Genomic DNA, 18,805 nt, shown 5'->3' with positions numbered 1-18,805 from the left:
GGGATATTCGGGGGCAGCTCAAACCCCATAGGTACCAGCAGGCGCGGGCGTTGCGCCGCCACGCACATGGTCACCTGTCCTGACCTGCTCTCTGTCACTGCGGCCGCCGCGCCGAGGTTGGCGCGTGTTGACCGTGTGCCTCCGTCAGATCGGGCACACAACGGGCACGCCGGAGGTCTACTCGTCCTCGGCAACCAGGTAGGGCGCGTAACCGAGAGGCAGTTCGCTAACCTCTAACTCGCTGAAAACCAGGTTGAGGTTGTGTCCGTTCATCTCGATGCGGACCTCGTGGAAGTCGATCCCGATGTGCCCGGCCCATTTTTGGGCGCGCTGGGACTCGGCAACCAGCTGCGCTCCCGGGTAGAGCGCTTGCCATCCGACTGCCCACACGTAGCCGTCGAGGTCCGGCCCGATGTGCGGGTCCGTCAGCCGTTCATCCAACGAGTTGCGCCAGGTGTCCGGGCTCAGGGCGGTGCTCGCCTCGGCCTGCACGCAGTGCTTGAAGAGGTATCGGAGGTGCACCGGCTGAATGCCGGTCCTCGGGTCGGCTGTCACGTAGACGATGACCTCGTAGTCGCGCATGTAGTTGGTGTAGGCGTGGTACACCACGGCCTGGTCGAACACGTCGTCCAGTGCCCGACGCAACTCAGCGATCTCCACGCCGCCTGTTCTATCAGGCGCGCCGCCGGCCATGGGGTTAGAAGAAGATCGGGGATGGCCTGTCGGGCGGATGTGCCCCTTGAAGTGACCCCCAGAGACCGGTGCGACATCTTCGACACCACGGCTGCCGAGCTGCTCGTCACCACCGCGGAAAACCTGGCCCCACGACGAGCAGCAGCGGCGGGGTCGGTCAACGACACGAACGCCGGCAACTCCGGAACGGTCCGTCCGTTGCGGGCCATCCTGCGCCCGGACCCGTGACCACAGCTCCCCGAGGTTCTGTGCTGCGACTGCGGCGCCGTCCCACCTGGACGCCGCGGGAAACCACCGGTCTGCCCGTCATGCCAGCTGACCCGGCGCCTAGCCAAGCTCCTCGCCGACGGCACCGACGCACCAGCCGCCCGCCTCAACGCCCTTGCCACCCACCTGCACGCGACAGGAGCACCGGAGAAGACGCTGCACTGGCTGGCGCGATCCGGACCGGCCGAATTGCTGCGCGCGCTGGCCCCCGGGCAACTCGAGCTCACTCACGAGGCCTTCCACTCCTGGCCTCGGCCGCTCGCCGCCGACCACCTGCGCCACCACCTGATCGCCTGTGACCTGCTACCACCAGCCGACCCGCATCTACTCGCCATCGAGGCGTGGCTGCACCGACACCTGGCCGCGATCGCTGAGCACCCGAACGAGCAACTGCTGCGCCGCTTCGCCGTATGGCACCAACTCCCCCGGCTCCGCGCCGACGCCGCGACCCGGCCGCTGCGCGCCACCGCCAAACAGTACGCGGCCGGTCAGTTCACCCAAGCCGAACTGTTTCCTGAGCTGGCTGCACCAACGCGACATCAACCCCAGCCACGTCACCCAGGCCACGATCGACAACTGGCACGTCACCCACCGAGTCCACCAACGCCACCTGATCCGCGGCTTCCTGCTCTGGGCAACCGAACATCACCACCTGCCCCTGCACCTCATCGCGCACCGGGTCTCGTTCCAGCCCGGATCCTCGCTCACCCAACAGCGCCGCCTGGCCCTGCTGCGCCGCTACCTCAGCGACGACACCGCCCCGGCGCCGGCCCGGGCAGCAGCCGTGCTGATGCTGCTCTACGCCCAACCCTTGAGCCGCGTCCAGCACCTCACCCACGACGACCTGCTCGACATCGACGGCGAGCCGCATCTACGTCTCGGCGAACCACCCAGCCCGCTCCCACCCGCGGTCGCGCAACTACTAGACCGCCTGATCAGCGAGCGCGGCGACGACCAATGGCTGTTCCCCGGCCGACTACCCGGCCAGCCCGTCGCCTACAACACCCTGCACCGATGGCTGCGCCAGCTCGATTTCCCACTCGTCGAGGCCCACGCCTCCGCGTTGCGCCAGCTCGTGCTCCAAGCACCTGCGCCCGTCATCGCCGACACGCTCGGCTTCCACCAGACCACCACCACCCGCCAGCGCGCCCACGCCGGCGCCACCTGGAATCGCTATCCAGCCAGCCGCCACCGATCAGAACTCACTGACGCCTAATCGAGACAGGCAGTCGAGGAAGCGTGCTCAGGGTTCGGGCGGCCATATCTGACACCGTAAGCATGCGCCGGTGCCCGGCGCGGTTACCGAGCGCTACGGACACGCCTGCACCGCGCCCGGCCAGCGGCAGATGTGCGCACGTGATCCTCCCTGACCGGCGCGTTCAGGGGCTGGAGCGGTGCGGTCCGCTTCGACTTGCGCGGGAGCAGTGACCTTTGGCGACCCGAGGCATCGCCGCGTCGGCAGGGCGTGTGTCCAAACGCACCAGCGGGAGACTCCGACGGACGTACGGACGGTGAGGAAGGTGCCAGCGGCGCAGCCCGCTCGGCTATGAGCGGGCGTCGGTGGAAGGCGCGCATGAGCACGGTTCGATCACTGCTGACCGGTTTCCTCGCCGGTCACCTTGTCCTCGGAGCCGACGGACGGGGCCGTGCCGTCGCGGAGGTCGTGGGCGGCGCCGGGCACGGCGAACTCCAGCAGCCGGGCGCCTTCGGTCTCGATCTCGGCGCGCTCGATGGCGGTCAGCGGCCGGAACGGGTCGAGTCAGGATCCTCTTGAACGCGGTGTCCAGCTCACGGTCGAGCGCGGGCTGCGCCCATGGCCGCAACGAGCGGTAGTCCGCCGTGGTGACCAGGTGGACGGTGCTGCGCATCAGCGCGACCCGCACCAGGCGGCGCTTGGTCAGCGCGTCCGTCAGGTCGGCAGTGCCGAACTTCCGCAATCTGCTCCAGAGCCCGAAGTAGGGCGCGTAGGGCGCCTGCGCCTGCATGCCGACCAGCCGGGTGACCGCCTCCTCGGCGGTCGCGTCGGCCCGTTCCAGCAGCATCTGACGGGCCAGCAGGGCTCGCCCCAGCTCCCGTCGCCGCAGCACCTGTGCCACCGTGCCGTCCTTTCCATCGTATGGCAGGGGCGGCGGATGCCGCCCCTGCCTCGTCGATCAGCCGCCGAAGTCGGCCCGGTGATCCGCGGCCCACCGAGCGTAGGTACGCGCGGGGTGCCCGGTGATCTGCTCGATGACGTCGTTGACCGGCGCGGGCCTGCCGACCGCCTGCGCCATGAGACCGAACAGCGCCGCCAGGAACTTGGGGTCCATGAACTGGCTCATCTGCTCCAGCACGGGCTCCGGGTCGAGGTCCTCGACGGTGAGCGGGCGCCCCAACGTCTCGCCGAGGATGCGGACCTGCTGCGCCTGGGTCAGCGACTCGGGGCCGGTCAGGTCGTAGGCCCGCCCCGCTTGCCCGCCGCCGGTCAGGATCCGCGCTGCCACCTCGGCGACGTCCCTCTCGTGCGCGGCGCTGAACGCGGCTTCGGCGTACGGCGCGCGAATGACGTCACCGCCCTGGAGCTGCATCGCGAACGTCAACGAGTTGATGGCGGGGAAGAGTAGCCGCAGGAACGTCCACTCGATCCCAGACGCCTCGATGGCCTGCTCGACGTCGCGGTGGTACTGGGCGATTACGTCGGGCTGCCGCTCGGCGCCCGGCCGAGGGGCACGGTGGTCGGTTTCGGCACGGTGGTGCCCCGGCCGTTCGACTTCTGCTGTACGGGGGCCGCCGCCGCGTCCTCGTAGTAGAACCGGGCGGCTGAGGCGGCTGTGTTGGTCAGCCAGTAGATCATCACGTTCGTGAGCACGTAATCCGGGTCGAGCGAAGCGCCGAACAGCTGCGCGTTCCAGCCCAGCAGGCCGGCCGGGGAGTCGGCTAGAGCGTGCGCCAGATTCTGCGGCTCGGTGGACTGGAGCTTGTCGTACACGCCCCGGTTCTGGGTGAACCACTCGGCGAACGCGAGCTTGCCGCGCTCCTCCTCGGAGAGGCCGGCCAGTTCGGCGGGGTCGCCCGACGGGAACGAGAAGACCTGTGTCACGTGCACGCCGCAGACGTGCTCAGGATCGACCCGGCCCACCTCGGGCGAGATCAGCGATCCGCCGTCGTTGCCGGCCGCGCCGTACCGGTCGTAGCCGAGCCGCTGCATCAGCTCGGCCCAGGCCCGGGCCACCCGGTACCGGTCCCAGCCGCGCTCCCGGGTCGACCCGGAGAAGCCGAAACCCGGCACCGACGGAATGACCAGGTGGAACGCGTCCGCCGGGTCGCCGCCGTGCGTTCGTGGCTCGGTGAGCGGGCCGATCACATCCAGCCACTCGACCACCGAGGTCGGCCAACCGTGGGTCAGTATCAGCGGCGTCGCGTCCGGCTCCGACGACCGCACGTGCAGGAAGTGGATGTTCTGGCCGTCGATCTCGGTGGTGAACTGCGGGTACGCGTTCAGCCTCGCCTCCCAGGCCCGCCAGTCGTACCCGGTGCGCCACCGCTCGACCAGCTGCCTCACGTAGCCCACCGGGACGCCGTACTCCCAACCGGGCGGCACCGGACCAGCCGGCGCCGACTCGTCCGCGGGCAGTTCCTCCGCCCACCGAGTGCGGGCCAGCCGCTGCTGGAGATCGTCGAGCTCGGCCTGGGGGATGTCGATCCGGAACGGTGCGATCGTGCTGTCGTTCGTCATGGTCATCAGCGTAGGAGGAAATTAGGCAAGAACCGTTCCTAATAAACTGGCATACTACGGAGAATGTTGGAAACCGCGGCGCGGCTGCTGCGCCTGCTCTCGCTACTCCAGACACCCCGCGAGTGGACCGGCGCCGAACTGGCCGAACGGCTGTCGGTCAGCACCCGGACCGTTCGCAACGACGTGGACCGCCTGCGGAACCTCGGCTATCCGGTGCACGGCCGCCGGGGCGCGGTGGGCGGCTACCGACTCGGCGCCGGGGCCACGCTGCCGCCGCTGCTGCTCGACGACGAGGAAGCGGTCGCGGTGGCGATCGGGCTGCGCACTGCCGCCGGGGGCACGATCACCGGGGTCGAGGAGACCTCGTTGCGCGCGCTGGCCAAGCTGGAGCAGGTGCTACCGGCGCGACTCCAGCGTCGCGTTGACGCCCTCAAGCGGTACGCCGTCGTGGTGCCGCGGGACGACCTGGGCCCGCGGGTGGACGCGGACAGGCTGAGTGTCCTCGCCGCAGCGTGCCGGGACCACGAGCGCCTGCGATTCGGCTACCGAAGCCACGACGGCTCCGAGAGCCGGCGCGAGGTGGAACCGTACCGGCTGGTCAACTGGGGACGACGGTGGTATCTCGTCGGGTTCGACGTCGAGCGGGCCGACTGGCGAACGTTCCGGGTGGACCGGCTCCACCCACGTACCCCGACGGGCCCCCGATTCATCCCCCGCGATCTCCCCGAGGAAGCCGTCGACCAGGTACGCCGGGGCGTGTCGTCGGCCGCATGGCGGTACCGGGCCCAGGTCGTCGTACACGCACCGGCCGAACAGCTCATCGAGCAAATCAACGCCGCCATCGGCACCATCACCCCGGTCGACGACACCCACTGTCTGCTGGACACCGGCGCGGACAGCATCGAGGCGCTCGCCGTCCACCTCGGCCTGCTCGGCGTCGACTTCACCGTGACGGAACCCGCGGAACTCGTCGAACTCGTGCGTACGCTCGCCGGCCGCTACCACCGCGCCACCACCGAACCGCGTCCGCAGGACACCTAGGCCAGGGCCGCCTCGGACCGCCCGGCACGACCCATCTTCACCATCAAGGTCGCACGGATTACCGCAGACCGACAGGACGATCCGCACACCCGAGGCATGCACTCTTCTCGGCAGATCCGGATGCTGGCGCTAGCCCGTTTCGGGGGACTGTGGATCTAACGGTGTTTCCGGCCTGACCCGCCAGGCGTTGTGTTCGCCGCGGATTGGGCCACCTTGTTCCCGGGCGTGCCGCCGCCGCTGGTAGCGGTGATCTACGCCGTCATCCTGGCGGTCACGGTGGCTGCGGTAACGGCAGGTTGGCTGTGGTGGCAGGGCCGCCGGCCGCCGGCGGACGACCCGCTGCCGTCGCTGGCTACCCCGTCGGAGGTGCGCCCGATGACGTTGCCGGAGGTCGCCCAGCGGGCGCGTCGGCTGCGCCCCAGCCTCGCCCACGTGCCGGCGAAGGCGATCGAACCGGGCTCGGCGGGGCTGATGTTGGGCGGGCACCGACGTCGACGTGGCAGCGGCGCGATCCTGTATGCCTCCTGGGAGGACGTCCTGGTGGCGCTGATGGCGCCCCGGGCCGGCAAGACCACTGCGCTGGCGGTCCCGGCGGTGATCAACGCGCCAGGTCCGGTCGTCGCTACCAGCAACAAAGCGGATCTGTGGGCAGTCACCGCCGCGCACCGCGCCGAGCACGGCAGGGTCTGGGTGTTCGACCCACAGGCCATCACTCACGAACAGCAGAGCTGGTGGTGGAACCCGCTGGAAGCCGTCGGCGGGGTCGAGGACGCTCAACGACTGGCCGACCACTTCGTTCAGCAGATTCGCAACGGCCGCGGCGGCGACGACTTCTGGATCCTCGGCGCCTTGGACCTGCTGACCTCCCTGATCCTGGCGGCCGCGCTCGAGGGGGGCACGCTCACCTCGGTGCAACGGTGGCTGTCGGACTCCACCGCGCGGGAACCCGGCGAGATCCTCCAGACCCACGGGTACGCCGCGTCCGCGCGGGCCCTGGCGGGCCGGCAGGCCGGCGCGCCGGAGACCCGCGAAGGCCTGTACGAGACGGCACGGACCGCAGCCGCCTGCTTGGCCAACCCGCAGATCATGGCCTGGGTCACCCCGCCACAGCATCGGGTGTTGCCGGTCCTCGACGTGCGGACGTTCCCCGGCAGCGCAGACACCATGTACCTGCTCAGCAAGGACGGCGCCGGTAACGCTGCCCCGCTCGTCGCCGGGCTGGCCGACCAGCTGCTCCGTGAGGCGGTGCGCACCGCCGAGCTGCGCGGCGGCCGACTCGACCCGCCCCTGGTCGCGGTGCTGGACGAGGCCGCGAACATCTGCAAGATCCGCGACCTCCCTGACCTGTACTCGCACCTGGGCAGCCGAGGGGTGATCCCACTGACGATCCTGCAGTCATACCGGCAGGGCGCCCGAGTCTGGGGCGACAAGGGCATAGACACCCTCTGGTCGGCGGCCACAGCGAAACTCGTGGGCGCAGGCATCGACGACGCGAAGTTCGCCGAGGACCTGTCCCGTCTCGTCGGCGACCATGACATCACCGTGGCCTCCCGCACCCGCGACGGTCGGGGCGGCACCTCCTGGCAGACGTCGGTACGGCGCCAGCGCATCCTCGACGCCGCCCAAATTCGCGCCATGCCCAAGGGCACCGCGCTACTGCTGGCCACCGGCATCCGGGCCGTCATGCTGGACTTGCGGCCCTGGTACACCGGGCCACTGGCCGCAGAGCTCAACGCAGCGACAACCGCCGCCGAGGCACGGATCACCGCCAACGCCAACCGGAACCACCACGGGATGACGCGTCCTGAGGAGGCGACCACGTCGTGATGGCCTCCCCTGACCCAGTCCGAGCGGGCAACACCGGCCGGGAGCACGATCTCCGGCGACTCCTTGCCGCCAACGAAGCCGCGGTGGCCTGGTTCCGCGGCCAGCTCGCCGCCACCGAGGAGCCGCGCCGCTACCTGACCAGCCGCGCCCTGGGCACCCTGGTCGACAGGGAATGGCCCTGGCGGGTTGGCTACGCGCCACGGACCTGGTCGGCCTTGACGGATCACCTGAAGGATCTGGGTTTCGCTGCCGAGGACCTCGTAGTCGCGGGGCTGTCCAAGCCCACCCGCGACAACCCGGACCGCCTGATCGATGTGTTCCGGGATCGGATCGTCTTTCCCATCCGCGACCCCGACGGACACGTCGTGGCGCTCATCGGCCGTGCCAGCAACCGATTCCTCGCCGCCGACCCGCAGCTGCCCAAGTACCTCAACACCCATGAGTCGCCCCTCTACCGTAAAGACGAGCTGCTCTTCGGCGTGGCCGAGCAGCAGGACCGCATCCGGGCCGGCTGGCGACCCGTACTCGTCGAGGGCCCGGCGGACACGATCGCCATCTGGCTCTCGTACTCTCGCTCCGGCCTTCCCGGGGCGGTCGCGGTCGCACCGTGCGGCACGGCCTTCGGTGCAGCCCAGGCCGCCATCCTCCGTTCGATGCCTGGATGCCGCGACGCGACCGTGATGGCCTTCGACGCCGACCCGGCCGGACGCAAGGCCGCCGACGCCGCGTTCGACCTGCTACGACAGCCGGGCGCACAGGGCAGGCTGCTCGCCGCCGAGTTCGCGACCGGCGCCGACCCGGCCGACCTACTCATCCGGCCCAACGGTCGCGCCCAGCTGCGCGCCGCGCTGCGATACCAGACCCGGCCGCTGCTCTTCGCCGTCGTCGACCATCACCTCGACCGCCTGCTCGGCCGCAGCCCGCAGTTGCTTGACGACATCGGGGGCCGCTACGAGGCGGCGCGGATCCTCTCACCTCGGGTGCTCGACGCGGCAGACCCTGGTGAGGCGTACCGGCTCGCGCAGCACATCGTCGAGAGGACCCAGATCGCCGAGCGGTCCCACGACGGTATCGGCACAGTGATGGCCTACGCCGCGACGGTCTACTGCACCGGATCGGTCATTTCCCCGCAGGACTCGACAGCGGTCCCGCCGACTCAAACGTTGGTCGCCCCCGCCCGAACGCGGTTCCACCGCTGCGATCCGTACCCGCCTCTCCTCGGGCACCTGCCGACCCCTCTCAACCTGGGCCCGCCTATGCGAGTCAGCACGGCCCACGCCAGCAGCGCCACCGAGCATGAATGAGGACGAGACGCGATTCAGCACGAGCGCTCTGCTTGCGCTGCATCCGCAGTTGCCGAACCTGGCGCACCAGGACGCTCATGAGGGGCCCCACGGGGATCCGATCTCAACGAGCCGAGTCACGTCGCCTAACGGAAGGAGCGACCGGCGCCGACCGCCTGAATGCCCGCTCATGCCGAAATCAGTGCGTCATGCGGTTTCGCACCTCGTCGAGCACACGCCACGACTGCTTGTCGCGATGAGCTCGTTCCCGGCCCTACCCGTCCGCCAGTGGCTGATGTGCCAGTTCGATGGCGTAGGTGTCGGCTGGGTCGATGTCGACGACCGCCTGCTGAGCGGCCGTTTGCTCTCCTCTCGCGCGAAGCAGACGCACCAAAAAGTACAAGGCGGTCTTGTCGCCGCGCCGGGCACGCTGCCGTAGCTCGCCGTCGCGGCCTTCCTCATACAGCAACCTGTCCAACCGGCGCCGTGCGTGAACGTCGGTCTTGGCGCGCTCTGCCAACTCATGTAAGAGCCCGGCCTTCACGAGTAGCTCCATATGCCACAGATGCGCGTTGTGCCGGTAGTGGTCATGGCTATAGCACTCGGAGAATCTAGCGACCATGGCGATTGCCATAGCCCAGTCGCCGCGCGCTTCGGCCGCTTCCGCCGATGCCTGGTCGAACCGCCCTTCCACGACACCAGTATGACGAGCTCCAGCCTTCCAGCCGCACTGCACGTATTGCTGCGCTGCACTCGTCTGCCGCCGACAAAGCGCGGCACCGAGCCCGCTTCCCGCCTCAGGCCAGTCCTCCACGGTTGCGTCACGAATCATGCGGTGACAGACGCTTGTGCGCACCGGGTCGGCCGCCCGGCCTGGTCGGACAGCTCCGGGGAGGACGTCCCGTCGATCCCCGTGGGTCGCGGGTCCGACGACGACGTCCGTAGGATCTGGGAGTGGACGATGTGCATGGCGCAGATCATCGAACTCCGGCATCCGTGACCGGCTGGGCGCGGCTGTTTGTCAGCCACTGCCAATACGAGGTGTTCACCGTGCCGGGTGCGTCCGGCGTGGGGATCTACGTCCTCGGTGACGACCTGCTGCACGTCGGCGGGCCGAATCAACTCACCGGCTTCTGCGGCATACACACCGGCTGGATCGAGGCACGCGTCCGTGTGTTGCCCGGGCCTCCGGCGGAGGTCGACGCCGGCTGGGACGCGATCAGCGAGGCGACCCTCTGGAGTCCCAGCGGCAGGTTGTCGGTCGTCGGCCTGATGGGTGGCACCTCGGCGGCCCTCACCGACGTCGCCGTCGCGCGCGGGCTGATCCGGGTGCGGGTGCATGCGCGCGACCGTTTACACGAGACGGTACGCACCGACGACGACCCGCCCGAGCGGCACGAGTTGCACATCTGGGCGGTGTCCGAGGAGACACCATGGCGCACCGTGCTGGCCGACCCGGGAGGCCGGGCCTGGGAGCAGAAGCCGGCGAAGGCCGCCGAGCGGGCGATGTTGTCCCTGGTGCCGCGCCCGTCCGGCCGTCCGGCCATCCTTCGGCCACTGCCAGCTGATCCGTACGAGGATGACGCCGGCCTGCCCCGGGTGACGGTGGTCCGTCACCGGCCCGTGCCGGTCGCGGTCCTCGGGGGAGTGCTGCCCGCCGGTGACCTGGAGGTCCGGCTGGAGCGGGTCGACGGCGAGACTCTCACCTGGTCGTGGGCCGCCGCCGGCGAGCCGATCTTCCCCCATCCGCTGGACACGCTGCCCGACGACGAGCAGAGTTCCGTACGGCTGACGTCCGGCCCCGACGGCTTCACGCTGCGGCACGAGGGAGTGCTGGGTCGGCAGGCCTTCGCCCTTGGCCTGATCTGGGACCATCTGCTCGAGACCGCCGGGTCGTATCCGTGGATGGAGACCTTGCGGGTTCAGGCCGCCGAGGCGACCGCGCTGGTCGAGAAGAGCCGCCGCCTGAAGGCCGAGCGCGACGCCGCGCAATGGGGAGGTGCGCCGCCGTCGGACCGTGTCCGCGGGCTCGTCAGCCAAGCGCGGTCCCTGGCCCGGATCGACCGCCCGTTGCTCGACCGCATCGACGCGCTGTCCGCCGCCCGTCAGCGTGAGGCAGCCTGCTGGGCGGCCCGCCGCGCGATGCGGGTGGCCGGGCTGGAACGGATCGGGTGGATCGCCGACGCGCTCGCCGCCGCCGAGGCCGACCGCCCACTGTCCCGACCCTTCACCGAGCAGGGCGGCACCGCCGCGTTCAACCGGCTGTTGTCCGATCCCGAGGTGCCGCACACCACCATCACGCTCCACCTGGCCGCGAGGACGTCCGGCACACGTCACGTCACCGAGGCGCTCCAGCAGGCCGCCGCGTTCCCCGCCCTGATCGCCCTGGCGAATGACGATCCGCTGGTCGCCGCGATCGACGCCGTCTACAACGCGGCAATCGCCCACGGCGACGACCGCGACCGCTTCCTCACCGAAGCCCACACCGCCCTGGTCTGAACCGCCGACGCGGCATGCGAAGCCAAAGGCGGCACCCGAAAACGTCGTTAACGGTTGCGCAGCTGAGTCGGCGACCGCCCCGACCGTACGAATGACTGAACCGCGCCCGCGCGCTCTCATGACGATGACCGCGCGTGCCTTGTCGGGATAGCGTTGGTGGCGTGACGGAGCCTGACTATAGCCCCGCGAAGATCACGGTCCTGGAGTTCGACGACTCCGTACGCAAGCGACCCGGTATGCATTTCGGGGTAGGCAGGGAGGATCCGCGTCTGGCGACTCGGGTGTTTTGCGCGGTTGTGGGGCACGCGTTTCATCCGGCAACCAGGGTCGCCGCGAGCCACACGCCCGACGTCGTAGCGGAGATCACCGCTGATCTCATCTTCTCGGTGACCGACGACCAGGCGGACATCCTGACCGGCCGAGGCATGCCGAATCTCGGCTACAACGACTCGCTGCTTACCAGCGATCGCTGGTTGAGCGCTGCGGCGGCGGCCGTGAGTTCGCAGACCACCGTCGAAGTCTGGCGAGACGGTCACGGCTTTCGGCAGAGCCTCGTCGGCTTACGGCCGGTCGAGCCACCTGCGGAGTTCTCCGCTCCAGCCGGAGCCGGCACCCGTGTGGCCTTCATTCTCGATCCCGCCTACTTCGGCTCGGCCGCGATCACAACCGACATCGCCAGTCTCGACGTGCACTGCCCGGACTGCGCCAACACCACCGGGCCCGGCAAGGTCGTCATCCGAGACCGCAGGGAGCGGAGCCGCCCGAGCGAATACCGGTGTGCCTGACTTGGGCATCCGGATTTGCCGCGATCAGCTCATCTTCCAGGGCTCCGTGCGCTAGACGGGCGGTCAGGAACGGGCACGACGGCGAATGGTGGGCGGCGAAGTCGGAGACCGCTGCCATACTCCCGCGTCATGAGTGTTGACGAGTTCTGGAACGTGGTGAAGTGACCCCCTGAGACCGGACACCTCCTGACTTGGCATCCTGCCGAGGAGGAGGAAACCGCTGTGGCTCGACAGAGCAAGTACCCCGAGGAGTTCCGGCGCCAGGCCGCGGCGTTGGTGCTCGACTCCGGTCGCACGCTGCGGGACGTGGGCCGGGAGTTGGGCGTCAATCACGAGACGCTGCGCAACTGGGTCGACCGGATGCGGCAGGAACGCGACGGCGGCCGGCCCAGCGACCTGGCCGCTGACGAGCGGGCCGAGCTGCTCCGCTTGCGGCGGCAGGTCGCCCAGCTGGAGCTGGAAAAAGAGATCTTGAAAAAAGCCGCGGTCTTCTTCGCACGCGAGACGGAGCGGTGAACCGGACTGAGGTGTACCGGTTCATCGACGCGGAGAAGGCCAGCTACCCGGTCCGTCTGCTCTGCCGACTCCTCGGCGTCGGCCACAGCGCCTTCTACGACTGGCTTCGGCAGGGGCGTCAGCGCGCTGTCGAGCGGGAACGCCACGACCAGCAGCGCGTTGAGATCACCCAGCAGGCATGGTCAGAGCACCGCGGCGTCTATGGAGCCCGACGGCTCACCGCGGAGCTGCACGAGCGCGGCCACCGGTGGAACCGCAAGGCGGTGGCCCGACTGATGCGGCTGGCCAGGATCGAAGGCGCCCACCGCCGGCGACGCGGCAAGCCCCGCCGCAAGGCCGCGTCCACGGCGACCGCGCCGGACCTGGTCCAGCGACAATTCACCGCCACCGCACCGAACCGGCTGTGGGTCGCCGACATCTCCTACCTGCGCACCTGGGGAGGCTTCCTCTACCTCGCGGTCGTGGTCGACGCCTACTCCCGCCGCGTAGTGGGCTGGGCGATGGCCGATCACCTGCGCACCGAGCTGATCCTCGACGCCGTCGGCATGGCCATCCAACACCGCCGACCCGCCCGCGATCAGCTCATTCATCACTCGGATCGCGGGACCCAGTACACGTCGTTCGAGTTCGGCCGGACCCTGCGTTCCTGCGGCGTCCTGGCCTCGATGGGCTCGGTCGCCGACTGCTACGACAACGCCATGGCCGAGACCTTCTTCGCCACCCTGAAGACCGAACTGGTCTACACCCGAGCCTGGCCCAGCCGACACGAACTGGAAATGGAGGTGTTCTCCTACATCGAAGGCTTCTACAACCCTCGCCGCCGGCACAGCCGTCTGGGTAACGTCAGCCCCGACACCTACGAGAAGATCCACCGAGAGTCCCTGACAGACATCGAGGTGTCCGACCGATAGGGGTCACTTCAGAGGCGTCGACCCGGTGGCCGCGACAAAGCGACTGGCCGAATACGGCGAGAGCGTGATGACGCTGGCGCTGCGCGGCCTGGAACGCAAGACGCTAGACCCGTACCTTGCCGGTTGGCGTAAGCGGGTGGTGCCAGCCCTCGGCCACATCCCGATCCGAATGATTACCAACGGTGCGGTAGACCGGGCCGTGCACGGCTGGATTGCCGACGAGTGCAGCCGGTCGACGGTCAAGAACAGCCTTGCCGTGCTGGTCCGAGTAATGCAACAGGCCGTGCGTGACGGCATCATTGCGCGAAATCCCGCGCAGGTCACCGGGTGGCAGCGCGAATACCAGCGGGCAGAAGACGAGTCGGACAACCCGCGCACGCTGGCGCTGCCCCACTGGGAAGCTCTGACACGGCTCGCCGCCGCACTGACCGAACGGTCCACCAACGGGTTTCCCGGTTGGGGCGACGTGACGATCTTCGCCGCATGCACGGCCGCGCGGATCGGCGAGGTTTCCGGCGTCCGCGCCGAGGACATCGACCGGGAAACGTGGATGTGGACCGTCCGCCGGCAGACCACGCCCGGCCCCGGTGGCCTAATCGACAAGGGCACAAAGGGAAAGCGCGCCCGCATGGTGCCGCTGATCGAAGAGGTGCGACCGATCGTCGCTCGCCGCCTGGACTCGGTTGCCGAGCCGCACTCTCGACTGTTCACCGGGCCGCGTGGCGGACGGATCAGCACTGCCGTGCTGCGGGACGCGACCCATTGGGATGAGGTGGTAACGAAGCTGGGCTACGAACACCTGCGCCGGCACGACCTACGGCACACCGGGCTAACTTGGATGGCCGACGCCGGGGTGCCGGTGCATGTGCTGCGGAAGATCGCCGGTCACGGGTCACTGACCACAACACAGCGATACCTGCACCCCGACCGGCAGTCGATCACAGACGCTGGAACAGCCCTCAGCGCTCACTTGAAGGCCCGCCGGTCCCCAAGTGGTCCCCAGCTACGCGCCGTCTAGATCAGCAAACCCCTACTGTTCCAGTACGAATTAGAGGCCGTTGACCAGGGAGAATATCCCGGTCGACGGCCTCTTTTCGTGCTGTCGGGACGGCCGGATTCGAACCGACGACCCCTTGACCCCCAGTTTTACAACGATTCTGTCACGCCATGTCGGAACAGCTCGGTACATCCACATACCAGGACACAACGGCATTGCGCATCACGTCCCAATGCCATTCCATGTCCGTCACTCCCCCGCCCGGGCCCTTCGCCGTTACCGGGCCCGTTACGGGAAACGGTCAAGGACTCGTCCTGCCGCCCCATCCCAACTACGCCGTTGCCTCGGCATCGCCTGCTCCGGATCGTCAGGGGGCAACCCCACCAAAAATTGCGAGATCAGAGCTTGGCGGACCTGCGATGCTGTCGTGCTGTGACGCCCATCGTGCTGGTGATCGCCCGAACGGTCCTTCGTAGCGTGTTGCCGTATCCCGACCTGCTGCGCCGCGCCCGTGTCCGGCGCCGCGCCCGTTGCCTCATTAGCCGTGCCCCGTGGCCGCAGGACGAGATGGCCGTGAACGGGTCGGACTTCGCCCAATTGGCGCTGTTGCGGTTGCTATGGCTGCAGCGCGAGACGCATCGTGCGGTACGGACCCGCCAGCGAGAGGCTGCAGCGCTTTTGGCGCGCACCTCGATGGAGACGTGCATCCTCGGTCTGTGGTGCCTACACAACCCCGCCGCCGCGAGCAAGCTGCGCACCTCAGAGTTGAAGACGGCGCCCGCGATGCTGACCTTCCTGTCGAGCACCGGGCTGATCCCTGACACGCTTATCAGACAAGCCGTACACGCCCTTGGCGAGCCGGAGAAGCTCCCCGACATACGGTCCATGGCTGCTCATATCGACGCCAAGACCAGCGCCACGCTGGCGATCCACCTGTACGACCTGGCGTACCGGCCGGCGTCACAGTACTTCACCCATGCCACCAGCTCGTCACTGCTGCGGCACGTCACGCCCGAGCGACGCCGCACGACGCGGCCTGTGAACTCATGGGTTCGCCGCGCACCGGTCCGGCTTGCCGACGCCTGCTTCGGTCTGCTGGCTGGGGCCATCGCCGACTACGTCGCGGCACCAACCGACCTGTTCGTACGGTACGCCGAAGGGCACGCCGGGCGCGTGCTGCCGCCTTTACTGGCCACCATCGGCAAAGGAATGGCGCGAAAGCTCGGTGTCGCGGACCTCGTACACATGCTGAGGGAATCCCAGGACGTGCGCGCCCATCTGTCCCGCACCAAACCAGACGAGGCCTCGGTGGAGCGCGAAGCGCGCCTGCGCGACATGTTCGACACGCTGATCGCACGACTTGACCTCGACCTGCCGACCGAAGCCATCCAGCCCATCATCGATCACTTCGTCGCGATGGTCCTCGCTGAGTGGGACGCCGAGTTCCTCAGCGCCGAGCCCAACCCGTCTGGAGCCACCAAGCCTAATGAGGCGTAATCCTGTCAGGGGCACGGCAACTTCAAGGCTGAAGCGCCGGCAAATGGATTAGCACGTAGCGGAGGTCCAGCCAAGCGATCGGCCGCTCGACCACCTACCCTACCCGCACGAGGGCATCGAGATCCTCGGCACGCTTCTGGGGGCGCTCCTCACTCAGAAGGGGCAGGGTGACCTACCCAGTGATCTAATACTCCAGGTCTCTGGCATTATCCGCAGGTGCCTGCCGAGCAAGATCAGATTGTCTACGAGCCGTCCGCGAGGATGGTCGTCATCCCTCGTGGGAACACGCGCTACTCGACGGGCATCGCTGTCTTCGACGACTCTGTCGAAGCGCTGCGCCGGTTCGTGTTCGACAGCCTGACGCGTGCCGACCGACTCGTCGAGGCACGCAACCGGCACGACGAGATTGAGCTGCGGCTTCCGGTGGTGCTGGGCCTCGTGCCCCGTCCGGACAACACCTACAACCCGAACGCGATCTCGGCAGTCGCGCCGCCAAGCAGCGGCGGCTCGGTCGTCGATCGGCACATGGGCTTCCTGTACGACAGCACCCTGCACTGGATGGGCCAGAGCCTGCATCGGCTCGCTGCCGCCGCCGCACCCCATGCCATCGGCTGCCATGGCTGGATCGACGTACACCCGATCGAGGATCACGATTGGGAAGACGACGGGGATTGCGAACCCAGCCGCCACAACCCCTTCTCCCCTGCGGAGGAACGCCGCTTCGGGTACCGGATCGGCCGCCTCCGCCTGGACCTGCCAGACGCCGGTCCGCTGCACCTCCTCGTCGACGGCTTCGTGGCGGCAACGCCGTCAACAGCGGACGCACCTGTTGAGGACGCTGTCCGCGCGGGCTTGATCGGGAAGTTCGGTGAACTGCTAGGCGGCGCCTACGCCACCAGGGTGGCCACGGGAAGCTGGGGTGTCCCGACGCAAAGTAGCCGAACCCAGGACCGATGGGACGCCGCGGCGTTGGCGGATCTGCGCGCCTGGGCGGACTACCGGCGGATTCCGCACCCGTACGAGGGTGTGCGCGCCATCAGTCGATCCACCTGGGGCTTCGAACGGATCATCGTCACCGACCGATCCGGCCTCGAAATCGGTATCTACGAGCTGCCCGACGGCCCCCTGACGCTGATCGACGAGCGCAGCCGCCCGGATGCCATCGCGGCCCTGCGCGACCACGGCGTGGACGTGTCACTTCCCGAAGGCTTCGAGGAACTTGGCGACTTCCCCGACGCGATCATCAGGACGGATCGGTTCCGCGACAATCCGACGGATCGGGAGCGGATCTGGTCCATCCGGCTAGTGCGTGACGGAGTTGACCTCGACGAACTACCGGAAGCCGGCGCGTACGACCCGGACTCCGACGTACTGACGGTCTACGCCCGCCCCCACATCGCCCCTCTCACCACCCTGCTCATGCGGCACGACGTCCATCCTGCGGAGGTGCACTGGGCGTCGCCGTCGACCACCACCATCCGCCACAACCGCAGGGCCGCCGCCTTCCTGGCGGCGAAGATCGGACCGTTCCGTCCCGTCGTACGCGACAGCTCGATCTACCACCGGGGAGGCGGACTGATCACCGACGACCTGGCGGTCGTCGCGGCGTCGTGCGGCTTGACCGCCCGGGCCATCGAACTGGTGCCAGAGCTGCACCAGCCCTGGCTGAACGTACGGATGGGGCACGAGCCCGTATCCGACATCGCCGCCTTCACACTCGAGTCGCAGCGCAGGATCCTCGGCGACCTGTTCCGCACCCATGACATCGACGGCAGTACCCGCCCGTGCCGTCTCTGCGGCACGACCGCGCACAGCACTCGGTCCGGGCTCGCGTACTGCTTCGACTGCTGCATCCTCGCCGGTCAGGGCGTCCTACGCGACAACGGCGCCGACGGGCCATGGACCGACGCGACAATCTGGGCCCTGCGCCGACTCGCTGAGATCGAGTTCTCCGGTCCACCGTCAAAGGAACAGCTTTCCCGCATCACCCTCACCGACCCGGATCTCGCGGACGAGGCGATGCTCTGCCGGTTCCTCATCCCCCGCACAACATCCCTCACCGCCCGCCCGGGCCGCAGGCAGCGCACCTGGACCGACTGGCTCAAGATCGCAGGGCTGCTCGCCGACGCCTCCCGGCCGGCACGCGGAATCCTCTCCGTCGCGGCAGACGGACACCTGTGCCGGTCGATGTTCGAGCGGCACATCGACGACTTCCTGCACCACCATGGAATCGCGCACGAGCTGGAGCCACACTATCCCCGGCACCACCTGCTCAACGCCACTGGCCTGCGTGCGGACTGGCTCCTTTCCGACGGCACGTACGTCGAGGCACTCGGCATGCTGGAGCAGGACGCCTACGCTGCCAAGGCCCAGCGCAAGATCGAGCTTGCCAATCTCTGTGACATCCGACTTGTCACCGTCCGGCCACAAGACCTGAACCGTCTACCCGAGATCTTCGCCGACTGGATCATCCCGGCTCGCACGCCCTGCCCATCCTGACCCAGAAAACGCGGACGCTCGTCAACGGCAGGAGCGAGGAGTAGGAGGCCAAGCCAGCAGCGGCAAACACGCCTACCAATGCCGGCAATTGTGTGAAGGCGCTGAAGTCGGGGGACGTCTACGTCGACAGCGGCTACGTCCTGGTCAAGGAACCCAGCCAGCCGCAACGCACCGACTGGCTCCGCCGTCGGTGTACGAGATGATGGCCCAGGTCGGGCTTCGCAGGTCCGGCCGTACGACGGCGCACACCTGCCTTACCTACCTCCTCGGCGCCC

At 68.5% G+C, this 18,805-nt stretch carries 17 protein-coding genes; 12 read left to right on the top strand and 5 right to left on the bottom strand.

The genetic code is table 11. The features are described 5' to 3' along the window. Nucleotides 1-177: 177 nt before the first annotated feature. The gene (locus ACQ452_RS11740) at nucleotides 178-660 is read right to left on the bottom strand and encodes a HalD/BesD family halogenase (protein WP_433393070.1); all 483 of its coding nucleotides are present in this window, start codon (nucleotides 658-660) and stop codon (nucleotides 178-180) included. An 84-nt stretch (nucleotides 661-744) separates the two neighbouring features. On the opposite strand from ACQ452_RS11740, the gene ACQ452_RS11735 reads away from it, so the two are divergent. Next, a complete protein-coding gene (locus ACQ452_RS11735) occupies nucleotides 745-921 on the top strand; it encodes a hypothetical protein (protein ID WP_433393068.1) in 177 nt (58 codons plus the stop codon). Nucleotides 922-1,255: 334 nt separating this feature from the next. Then, a complete protein-coding gene (locus tag ACQ452_RS11730; RefSeq protein ID WP_433393066.1) occupies nucleotides 1,256-2,176 on the top strand; it encodes a hypothetical protein in 921 nt (306 codons plus the stop codon). A 328-nt stretch (nucleotides 2,177-2,504) separates the two neighbouring features. Here the strand turns inward: ACQ452_RS11730 and ACQ452_RS11725 are convergent, their stop codons facing one another. The 3 genes from ACQ452_RS11725 to ACQ452_RS11715 form a co-directional block, all read right to left on the bottom strand. After that, nucleotides 2,505-2,945: a DNA glycosylase AlkZ-like family protein gene (locus tag ACQ452_RS11725; RefSeq protein ID WP_433394108.1), complete on the bottom strand. Its 441-nt coding sequence runs from the start codon at nucleotides 2,943-2,945 to the stop codon at nucleotides 2,505-2,507. Between the two features lie 168 nt (nucleotides 2,946-3,113). Then, nucleotides 3,114-3,539, bottom strand: coding sequence for a hypothetical protein (locus ACQ452_RS11720; RefSeq protein ID WP_433393064.1), 426 nt, complete (start codon nucleotides 3,537-3,539; stop codon nucleotides 3,114-3,116). 92 nt (nucleotides 3,540-3,631) lie between these two features. Beyond that, a complete protein-coding gene (locus ACQ452_RS11715; RefSeq protein WP_433393063.1) occupies nucleotides 3,632-4,675 on the bottom strand; it encodes an epoxide hydrolase family protein in 1,044 nt (347 codons plus the stop codon). A 63-nt stretch (nucleotides 4,676-4,738) separates the two neighbouring features. Here ACQ452_RS11715 and ACQ452_RS11710 point away from each other — a divergent pair, with 63 nt between their 5' ends. The 3 genes from ACQ452_RS11710 to ACQ452_RS11700 all read left to right on the top strand — a co-directional run bounded on the left by ACQ452_RS11710 (nucleotide 4,739) and on the right by ACQ452_RS11700 (nucleotide 8,847). Next, complete coding sequence (locus ACQ452_RS11710) at nucleotides 4,739-5,716, top strand: helix-turn-helix transcriptional regulator (protein WP_433393061.1); 978 nt, start codon at nucleotides 4,739-4,741, stop codon at nucleotides 5,714-5,716. 225 nt (nucleotides 5,717-5,941) lie between these two features. Then, nucleotides 5,942-7,543 carry a type IV secretory system conjugative DNA transfer family protein gene (locus ACQ452_RS11705; protein WP_433393059.1) on the top strand — a complete coding sequence of 534 codons (1,602 nt, stop codon included), beginning with the start codon at nucleotides 5,942-5,944 and terminating at the stop codon, nucleotides 7,541-7,543. A gap of 83 nt (nucleotides 7,544-7,626) precedes the next feature. Further along, on the top strand, nucleotides 7,627-8,847 hold the full coding sequence (locus ACQ452_RS11700) for a toprim domain-containing protein (RefSeq protein ID WP_433393058.1): 1,221 nt from the start codon (nucleotides 7,627-7,629) through the stop codon (nucleotides 8,845-8,847). 253 nt (nucleotides 8,848-9,100) lie between these two features. On the opposite strand, the gene ACQ452_RS11695 is transcribed toward ACQ452_RS11700, so the two are convergent. Then, complete coding sequence (locus ACQ452_RS11695) at nucleotides 9,101-9,520, bottom strand: hypothetical protein (RefSeq protein WP_433393056.1); 420 nt, start codon at nucleotides 9,518-9,520, stop codon at nucleotides 9,101-9,103. A 356-nt stretch (nucleotides 9,521-9,876) separates the two neighbouring features. On the opposite strand from ACQ452_RS11695, the gene ACQ452_RS11690 reads away from it, so the two are divergent. From ACQ452_RS11690 to ACQ452_RS11660, 7 genes are all read left to right on the top strand, one after another. Then, complete coding sequence (locus ACQ452_RS11690) at nucleotides 9,877-11,325, top strand: hypothetical protein (protein ID WP_433393054.1); 1,449 nt, start codon at nucleotides 9,877-9,879, stop codon at nucleotides 11,323-11,325. A gap of 161 nt (nucleotides 11,326-11,486) precedes the next feature. Further along, a complete protein-coding gene (locus ACQ452_RS11685; protein ID WP_433393052.1) occupies nucleotides 11,487-12,110 on the top strand; it encodes a hypothetical protein in 624 nt (207 codons plus the stop codon). Between the two features lie 222 nt (nucleotides 12,111-12,332). Continuing rightward, nucleotides 12,333-12,626, top strand: a complete 294-nt coding sequence (locus ACQ452_RS11680; protein ID WP_433390437.1) for a transposase — start codon at nucleotides 12,333-12,335, stop codon at nucleotides 12,624-12,626. Next, the gene (locus tag ACQ452_RS11675; RefSeq protein ID WP_433393050.1) at nucleotides 12,623-13,537 is read left to right on the top strand and encodes an IS3 family transposase; all 915 of its coding nucleotides are present in this window, start codon (nucleotides 12,623-12,625) and stop codon (nucleotides 13,535-13,537) included. The genes ACQ452_RS11680 and ACQ452_RS11675 overlap by 4 nt, the downstream gene beginning before the upstream one ends. 25 nt (nucleotides 13,538-13,562) lie before the next feature. After that, nucleotides 13,563-14,555, top strand: a complete 993-nt coding sequence (locus tag ACQ452_RS11670; protein ID WP_433393049.1) for a tyrosine-type recombinase/integrase — start codon at nucleotides 13,563-13,565, stop codon at nucleotides 14,553-14,555. Nucleotides 14,556-14,966: 411 nt separating this feature from the next. Beyond that, nucleotides 14,967-16,031, top strand: coding sequence for a hypothetical protein (locus tag ACQ452_RS11665; RefSeq protein WP_433393047.1), 1,065 nt, complete (start codon nucleotides 14,967-14,969; stop codon nucleotides 16,029-16,031). A 216-nt stretch (nucleotides 16,032-16,247) separates the two neighbouring features. Then, complete coding sequence (locus tag ACQ452_RS11660; RefSeq protein ID WP_433393045.1) at nucleotides 16,248-18,530, top strand: hypothetical protein; 2,283 nt, start codon at nucleotides 16,248-16,250, stop codon at nucleotides 18,528-18,530. Nucleotides 18,531-18,805: the final 275 nt, after the last annotated feature.

Origin of the sequence: Micromonospora sp. KLBMP9576 (assembly GCF_050941805.1) — a bacterium.
Taxonomy (GTDB): Bacteria; Actinomycetota; Actinomycetes; order Mycobacteriales; family Micromonosporaceae; genus Micromonospora.
This window is presented reverse-complemented; position numbering and strand designations above follow the sequence as displayed.

Excerpts from the sequence above, each read along its gene's own strand:
- ACQ452_RS11715 (WP_433393063.1), bottom strand. The coding sequence starts at position 4,675 with ATGACGAACGACAGCACGATCGCACCGTTCCGGATCGACATCCCCCAG.
- ACQ452_RS11725 (WP_433394108.1), bottom strand. The coding sequence starts at position 2,945 with ATGCAGGCGCAGGCGCCCTACGCGCCCTACTTCGGGCTCTGGAGCAGA.
- ACQ452_RS11710 (WP_433393061.1), top strand. The coding sequence starts at position 4,739 with ATGTTGGAAACCGCGGCGCGGCTGCTGCGCCTGCTCTCGCTACTCCAG.